We start from the raw sequence: 2,100 nt of genomic DNA on the forward strand, positions 1-2,100 counted from the left end.
GCGAGGAGGCTCAGCGCCGGCCCCGCGGAAAGCGAAGCGCCTGGAACGGAAATCAACAGCCCCAATTTCACCACCAATCAAAAAAAGACTGTAAACAAACACGATTTTCATCGAGTTTGTCTACAGTCTGAAAGCTCAGAATATCTCTGAGCTTTCATTCTAGGTAATCACTTGACTGTTAGATAACATTTTGTCAAAAACAGTGGCAGCCATTAACCTGTTAAGTACTTCACCAAAAAATCACCTCTCAAAGTTAATCATTTTATAATAAAAGAAGGCAGAACCTACTAATCCCAAACCTAACAAAATACTTCCGCTTACCAGAAAATTATTGATATAACTTTTGACAATCAGATGATAGTAGGCAGTATCCGCTCCTCCGCGGCTGGCTAACCATGCATCCGCGTTAGATGTTCCAAATTTAACGCTAAATGCGATTAAAATAATTCCCAGTAAAACTAATAAGGCGCTAATAATCACAAAACCCTGCAATTTTCCCTTGTCATTTTATCCCACCCCCTACACAATAATCTAACATAAAATCGGACCTCAAATGGATATCTTTCCAAGATTGATGGTGAAAGCACCTTATCCTATTTAACCTCAACCACAAATCCGTAAAAAGCATCTCCAAGTGAAAAGCCTTCATCCTTTTCATCCATCCACCACACACCATATGAATAATGATAAATCCCTGCCTCACTTGGAGCGGTAAACCTATTATCAGAAACTGATATTTTCTTTTCCTCTTTCTCATGATATTGGTTTAAGTGGATTTCATTTGGTTTTGGGTCATAATCCATTTCAAAATAAATTGTTTCCCCAGCTTTAACGATAATGGGTTCTTTGCCTTCTAAACGCTCGATCGGACCAGCTGTATCGACACATGTACCTTTCCAGCAATAAGTGCCTAAATCCGTTTCGAATTTTTCGTCTCCGATTTTGACAAAAACCTCTGGCGGCTTTCCCCCTGACAATCCATCATTAGAACATCCTGCCAGGGTGACTACCAAAAACATGACGCCCATTAAGAAATACTTCCACATACCAACACCCCTTTTGACAATTAGACGGAAAAATGATGAAAATGTTTCCTAAGTTTTTACATCGATTGAAAGCCTGCATAACCCAAAAGGTGCTTGACGACTATTGCAGTCTCCAGCACTTTATTACTCATTAATTAAATTAAAAAGGCAAGCACTGTACGCGCTTACCTTTTGCCAATGTGAAAAGATTCATTAGGTTAAACTCGGCATCCTTACTAATGACTCTAATCTTCTGTTGACTAAAATCATGAAAAATCTTGCTTTTATCAAGAAAGTAATGATCGCCTTAACCATACTGTGAAGAATATTCACTGAAATCCCCCCACATTGATATTAGTGTTAAACCTAACACTAATCTTAGTTTGTGCCATACGCTTATTTCAATTCCCTTTTTTGATGATGGCTGCCCGATCCTCCATTTGCGGAGGTTCTTCAAACCAGCCGTTCTTGATTTTGATTTCAATGCCTTCCTGCGAATAGAAAAATATATCCTTGGAAACCATGATGGATTTCATTGATAAATCATTTCTTAAGGTGAAAAATGCTCCGGCACCCGCTCCGACAAGCCCAAAGCCATTCAAAATGTAAATACAATGCATCATAAGTTTGTCCGAAAACGGTGGAATGATCGATGTAGTGACCGTGCCTCCTAAAGCAGCTGAAGGCTGGAGATCACTCTCACGAAGAATTTCTTCCATGATTCCAATCTGCTTTTTAGCCAGTTCTTTTCCCTTGAGAAAAAATCTCTTTGCCTCTTTATTCTGGGCACATTGCGCAAAACCAGTGATCAACTGCATGCCGATAATATTTGATTCAAGATTGTGATTCAGGATCCCAATTTCCAAATCGTTCAATACGCGCTTATCTCCAAATAGCTTCATGCCCTTCATATACTTTTTGCTCTCGATGATTTCCGTTGCTTTTGGCATGGTCACCTTTGGCGGCTGTGGGAGAATCCCTTTTTCAAGGAGATAAAATGTTGCTAGTTTATAAATTTTTTGAGTAACAGTCGTAAGTCCCTCATAAATCGTCATCACTCGATTGTCATAAGACA

Annotated in this window: 2 protein-coding genes; both read right to left on the reverse strand. The window is 39.3% G+C overall.

From position 1 onward, the window contains the following. Positions 1–593: 593 nt before the first annotated feature. Positions 594–1,046: a hypothetical protein gene (locus tag ACH0QE_RS07080; protein ID WP_415800006.1), complete on the reverse strand. Its 453-nt coding sequence runs from the start codon at positions 1,044–1,046 to the stop codon at positions 594–596. 380 nt (positions 1,047–1,426) lie between these two features. Further along, on the reverse strand, positions 1,427–2,100 hold a 674-nt coding region (locus tag ACH0QE_RS07085; protein ID WP_415800007.1), incomplete at its 5' end, for a DUF3231 family protein.

This window comes from Mesobacillus sp., assembly GCF_047739415.1.
Taxonomy (GTDB): domain Bacteria; phylum Bacillota; class Bacilli; order Bacillales; family Cytobacillaceae; genus Mesobacillus.